The organism is Rhodococcus sp. 7Tela_A2, assembly GCF_049311045.1.
Classification (GTDB): domain Bacteria; phylum Actinomycetota; class Actinomycetes; order Mycobacteriales; family Mycobacteriaceae; genus Rhodococcus.
This window is the reverse complement of sequence record NZ_JAXION010000172.1, coordinates 1-6215: the sequence shown is the minus strand read 5'-3', so window position 1 is coordinate 6215 and position 6215 is coordinate 1. Positions and strand designations below refer to the sequence as shown.

At 67.0% G+C, this 6215-nt stretch carries 5 protein-coding genes and 1 riboswitch; all 5 genes read left to right on the top strand.

Translation table 11 applies throughout. From position 1 onward, the window contains the following. The coding region (gene cobN / locus TVH25_RS20365) for a cobaltochelatase subunit CobN (protein WP_422425329.1) at window positions 1-2297 on the top strand (2297 nt) is incomplete at its 5' end. Further along, on the top strand, window positions 2294-3097 hold the full coding sequence (gene cobF, locus TVH25_RS20360) for a precorrin-6A synthase (deacetylating) (RefSeq protein ID WP_378528076.1): 804 nt from the start codon (window positions 2294-2296) through the stop codon (window positions 3095-3097). The genes cobN and cobF, both read left to right, overlap by 4 nt. 47 nt (window positions 3098-3144) lie before the next feature. Beyond that, window positions 3145-3335, top strand: a riboswitch (cobalamin riboswitch). A gap of 13 nt (window positions 3336-3348) precedes the next feature. Continuing rightward, the gene (locus TVH25_RS20355; protein ID WP_296549399.1) at window positions 3349-4434 is read left to right on the top strand and encodes an ABC transporter substrate-binding protein; all 1086 of its coding nucleotides are present in this window, start codon (window positions 3349-3351) and stop codon (window positions 4432-4434) included. An 8-nt stretch (window positions 4435-4442) separates the two neighbouring features. Then, the gene (locus TVH25_RS20350) at window positions 4443-5483 is read left to right on the top strand and encodes a FecCD family ABC transporter permease (protein WP_422425330.1); all 1041 of its coding nucleotides are present in this window, start codon (window positions 4443-4445) and stop codon (window positions 5481-5483) included. Continuing rightward, window positions 5480-6215: ABC transporter ATP-binding protein (locus tag TVH25_RS20345; protein WP_422425328.1), on the top strand; the 736-nt coding region annotated here is incomplete at its 3' end. The genes TVH25_RS20350 and TVH25_RS20345, both read left to right, overlap by 4 nt.

Below are 6215 nucleotides of genomic sequence, written 5' to 3'. Positions count from 1 at the left end.
TGCCGTTGGCGTACCCGTGGGGCGCGCCCCCGGGCTCCTTGCGGGCCGACGCCCTCGGCGCGGACAAGGCCGTGGTCCTCGCGACGTTGCAGGCCGGCAACGTGGTGCTGATGATCCAGCCGCCCCGCGGATTCGGTGAGAACCCCGTCGCGATCTATCACGATCCGGACATGGCGCCGTCGCACCACTACCTGGCGGCGTACCGGTGGGTGGAGAACGGATTCGGCGCCGACGCCGTCGTGCACCTCGGTAAGCACGGTTCGATGGAGTGGCTGCCGGGCAAGAATGCGGGACTGTCCGCGTCGTGTGCGACGGACGCCGCGATCGGCAACATGCCGCTGATCTACCCGTTTCTCGTCAACGATCCCGGCGAGGGAGCGCAGGCCAAGCGTCGCGCACACGCCACCATCGTGGACCACTTGATCCCACCGATGGCCCGCGCCGAATCCTACGGTGACATCGCGCGTTTGGAGCAGCTGCTCGACGAGTACTCCAACATCGCGGCGATGGACCCGGCGAAGCTGCCCGCGATCCGCGCACAGATCTGGACGCTGATCCAGGCCGCGAAACTCGACCACGACCTGGGCCTCGACGATCGCCCGCACGACGCAGAGTTCGACGACTTCCTCCTGCACGTCGACGGCTGGCTGTGCGAGGTGAAGGACGCGCAGATCCGCGACGGCCTGCATGTGCTCGGTGGCGCCCCCGAGGGGGACGCGCGCGTGAACCTGGTGCTGTCCATCCTGCGCGCAGCCCAGGTGTGGGGAGGGAAATCACACGCGGTGCCCGGGCTTCGCACCGCATTGGGTTTGAAGCCCGACGGGCCGCTCACCGAGGTCGACGCGGTCGAGTCCCAGGCCCGTGCGCTTGTCCGAGCAATGGAAGACCGCAGCTGGACTTGCGGATCTGGCGCAGCCACAGTCGAATCCGTACTCGGTCGCGCCGACGACGAGGTCGCACGAGTGCTGGAATTCGCTGCTGAGCAAGTGGTGCCGCGCCTGGCGCGGACCACCGACGAACTCGATGCGGTGCTACATGCTCTCGGCGGCGGCTACATCCCCGCCGGGCCCTCCGGATCGCCGCTGCGGGGCCTGGTCAACGTGCTGCCCACCGGCCGCAACTTCTACACCGTCGATCCCAAGGCGGTCCCGAGCCGACTCGCCTACGACACCGGCGTGGCACTCGCGAATGCCCTGGTCGACAGGTATGTCGCGGACACCGGTGAGTACCCGCAGTCGGTAGGACTGTCGGTGTGGGGGACCTCGGCGATGCGGACCGCCGGCGACGACATCGCCGAAGTCCTCGCGCTGATCGGTGTGCGTCCCGAATGGGACCCCGAGTCCCGGCGTGTCCGGGAGTTGATCGTGGTCGGGCTCGAAGAGCTCGGCCGGCCACGCATCGACGTCACCGTCCGGATCTCCGGGTTCTTCCGCGATGCGTTCCCGCACGTCATCGGAATGCTCGACGACGCGATCCGCATGGTCGCCGCACTCGACGAACCTCTCGAGATGAACTACATACGCGCCCACGCCGAACGGGACGAAGCCGAGCACGGCGACGCCGACCGCGCGGTGCGGCGGATCTTCGGTTCCAAGCCCGGGTCGTACGGTGCGGGGATCCTGCAACTCATCGACTCCGGGAACTGGCGCACCGATGCGGATCTCGCCGAGGTGTATACCGCGTGGGGTGGCTTCGCCTACGGTCGCGGCCTGCACGGCGTACCCGCCGCCGAGGACATGCGCGCCAACTATCGACGTATCGCGGTGGCGGCGAAGAACACCGACACCCGCGAACACGACATCGCCGACTCCGACGACTACTTCCAGTATCACGGGGGCATGGTCGCGACGGTACGCGCACTCACCGGCAACGACCCGAAGGCTTACATCGGAGACTCCACGACCCCCGACGCGGTGCGCACCCGGTCGCTCGCCGAGGATACCGCGAGAGTGTTCCGTGCCCGCGTGGTCAATCCGCGCTGGATCACGGCGATGCGCCGCCACGGTTACAAGGGCGCCTTCGAACTCGCCGCGACCGTCGACTACCTCTTCGGGTACGACGCCACGGCCGGTGTCGTGCAGGACTGGATGTACGAAACCCTCGCGCAGACATACGCTCTCGATCCCGAGAATCAGCAATTCCTCCGCGAGGCGAACCCGTGGGCGTTGCGCGGGATCGTCGAGCGACTCACCGAGGCCGCCGACCGTGGTCTGTGGGCCGAGCCGGATCCCGACACGATGCAGGCGCTGCAGCAGGCGTACCTCGACGCAGAAGGTGACCTCGAGGACCGCGGGTGACCGTCCGGCGGCTGCGGCTCATCGGTATCGGCCCGGGTGGGCCCGACGACCTGACGGTGACCGCCGTACACGCGTTGAACAGCGTCGACGTGTTCCTTGTCGCCGACAAGGAGGCCGAAGCCGGACGTGCGGGTACAGGTGATCTCGTCGCTGTGCGGCAGGAGATCTGCCGCCGTCACAGCACGCGGGACTATCGCGTGATCGCGGTGCCCGATCCGCCGCGCGACCGGACACCCGAGGCATACGGCGCCGAGGTGCGCGACTGGCACGCCGCACGCGCCGAAGCCTACGAGATCGCGCTCGCCGAACAGGTTCTCGACGGCGAGACCGTCGGGCTCCTCGTGTGGGGAGATCCGAGTCTGTACGACAGCACTATCCGTGTCGTCGAACGTATTCGCAGTCGTGGACTCCTCGACATCGACTACGACGTGATCCCGGGAGTCAGCAGTGTGCAGGTGCTCGCGGCACGGCACAGGCTGGTGCTCAACGTGATCGGAGGCCCCATCACCATCACGACGGGCCGGCGGCTCGCCGAGGAGGTGGCCGGAGGAGCGGAGAACATCGTGGTCATGCTCGATGGGCAGCTCGCGTGCTCGGAACTACCAGGTGCGTGGGATATCTGGTGGGGCGCACAGCTGGGAACGACCGACGAAGAACTCGTGGCCGGACGCCTCTCCGACGTACTTCCCGAGATCGAGAAGGCGCGGGCGCGGGCCAAAGTCGCGCGAGGCTGGGTAATGGATACGTATCTGCTTCGCCGCGCCGCCGGTCACCGTTCACCACATCGGTCCAGGGCGTGAATCCACCACCGTCCCTCCTGATGTGAACCTCTCCGCCGACCCGCCGCTATATCCATGTTCGCGATGGTCTTGTACGCTTCGAGACGACGTAGGGAACACCGGTGCGAATCCGGGGCTGTCCCGCAACTGTCACCGAGGAGCTATCCCCCACTCGTACGGCCACGACCCATCACGGTTGGAAGGCCGGGGGAGAGCGTCGATCCGGGAGCCAGGACACCTGCGCGGACCGAAGTGACACCACGAGGATGGACATGAACAACTCGATATTCACCGCCCGACAGGGGCGGCACACGCTGCTGCGCACAGGCATCGCAGTCTTCGCCGCGACCCTCGCGGTCGCAGGCTGTTCGACGAACGACACCGAGCGAGCCGCCGAACAGGACGTCGACGTCTCGTCGTCCGCGACGAACTACCCACTGACGATCGACAATTGCGGTTATTCCGTCACAATCGATGCGCCCCCGCAGCGGGCCGTCTCGCTCAACCAGGGCTCCACGGAGATCCTGCTGTCGCTCGGACTCGCCGATCGGATGGTCGGCACCGCGACGTGGACGGACCCGGTGCGCGACAACCTCGCAGCCGCGAACGAGACCGTCCCGCGTCTCGCCGACAACAAACCGTCGTTCGAAGTGGTCCTCGAGACCGAACCCGACTTCGTGTCGGCATCGTTCGGCGGCACGCTGGGCGAGGGCGGTGTCGCGGACCGGGATCAGTTCGACCGGCTCGGGGTGCCGTCGTACCTGTCGCCCACCGATTGTGAAGGCAAGAACGACGAGAGTGTCAACGCCGACGGCAACCGCACCGAACCGCTCACGATGGACTCCGTCTACAAGGAGATCCGCGAGCTCGCAGCTATTTTCGACGTGCGGGATCGCGGCGAGGAGTTCGTCGCGGAACTCGAGCAGCGATACGAGAACGCTGCTGGTGAGGTCGATGCGTCGGAGGTCTCGCTGGCGTTCTGGTTCGCCGATATCAACACGCCCTATGTGGCGGGCTGCTGTGGCTCGTCGGGCATCATCACGAACTCCGTCGGGGCGAAGAACGTCTTCGACGACACGACCAACGAGTGGCCGCAGGTCAGCTGGGAGTCGGTCCTGGACCGGGACCCGACCGCACTGGTGCTCGGGGATCTGAGTCGCCGCAGCATCGACGGTGACGCCCTCGACAGCAAGATCGCGTTCCTCGAGTCGAATCCGGTCACACAGCGACTGTCCGCGGTGCAGAACAAGCGTTACATCGTGGTCAACGGCGCCGACATGAACCCGTCCATCCGCACGGTCGACGGGATCGAGAAGGTCGCCGCCGCAGTGCGGGAATGGAACCTCGGCAACCGGTGACGGCCGAGATGAAGACCCGGTTGCCCGTCAGGGGCGACCGGGTCCCGGTTGTCGCTGTGATCACCGTGGGAGTGGTGGCGCTTGCTCTGTCGATCGCCGTCACCGTCACCATAGGGCCCGCGAATCTCTCTGTCGGGGACGTCTATTCGGTGATCTTCGACAAGCTGGGTATGAGTGGGTCGACGGTGAGTGCAATCCGGGAGGGCATCGTCTGGGAACTGCGGCTACCTCGAACGTTGCTCGCGGCGGTGTGCGGGGCCGGCCTGGCCGTGTGCGGCGTGATCATGCAGTCGCTGCTGCGAAATCCGCTCGCCGACCCGTTCGTGCTGGGTATCTCGTCCGGTGCCTCCACCGGCGCCGTGATGATCGCGGTCCTCGGCATCGGAGGCGGTGCGATCTCGTTGTCCGGTGGTGCCTTTCTCGGCGCGCTGGTGTCGTTCGGGCTGGTGCTGCTGCTTGCGACGGGCGCGGGCGGCGGAACCTCCCGTGTGGTCCTCGCCGGTGTCGCGGGTACGCAATTGTTCTCGGCGCTCACCTCTTTCATCGTCATCTCGTCGGCCGACGCGGAACGCACCCGTGGTGTGCTGTTCTGGCTGCTCGGCTCGCTCGCGGGCGCAACCTGGAGCGACGTGATCCTGTGTGGCGGGGTGTGCGCACTGGGGGTTGCGGTGTGTCTGCTGAAGGCGTCCGCGCTCGATGCCTTCACCTTCGGATCGTCCACCGCCGCGACGCTCGGAATCGCGGTGGGACGCACCCGCCTGATGTTCCTGGTGGTGACGGCACTCATCACCGCGGTGCTGGTCAGTGCGGCAGGTGCCATCGGATTCGTGGGTCTGGTACTTCCGCATGCCGCCCGATTCCTGGTCGGCCCCAGGCACAGTCGTCTCGTGCCGGTCGCAGCAGTGGTGGGTGCGGTGTTCATGGTGTGGGTCGACGCGGTGGCGCGCACGGTGTTCGCGCCGCAGGAAGTACCGGTCGGTGTGGTGACAGCGCTGATCGGTGTGCCCGCCTTCGCCCTGATTCTCTTCCGTATGAGGAGCACGCAGTGACGAGGAAAACAGAGACACTGGCGGCAACATCGCTGAGGTGGAGCCGGGGCGGCAACCTCGTAGTCGACGACGTGACGATCGACCCGCGGCCCGGCGAGACAATCGGGCTGCTCGGCCCCAACGGTTCCGGCAAGTCGTCACTCCTGCGTCTGCTTGCCGGCGTCGACCGTCCGGACGCGGGCACTGTGACGCTCGATGGTGCCGACATCCGGTCGCTCGGCCGCCGCGTCCTGGCCAGGCGGGTCGCGATGGTGGGACAGCACTCGCACACCGAGGTCGACATCAGGGTCCGGGATGTGGTTCGGCTGGGCCGAGTTCCACACGCGGACGTCTTCGGCCGCGACGACGGAGGCGACGCCGCGATAGAACGGGCGCTCGTGGCCACCGGTATGTCCGAGCACGCCGACCGCCTGTGGCGGGCCATGTCGGGCGGAGAACGCCAGCGCGCCCAGATCGCGCGGGCGCTCGCCCAGGATCCGCAGGAACTCCTGCTCGACGAACCGACCAATCACCTCGACGTCCAGCATCAGCTCGACATCCTGGAACGGGTGGTGGCATTGCCGGTGACCAGTTACGTCGCACTGCACGATCTCAACCTCGCGGCGATGTTCTGTGACCGGGTCGTCGTTCTCTCGAAGGGACGGATCGTCGCCCAGGGCCCACCTATCGAGGCACTGACGTCCGACATGATCGAGCACGTATACGGGGTGCGTGCCTCCGTCGTCGCCGACG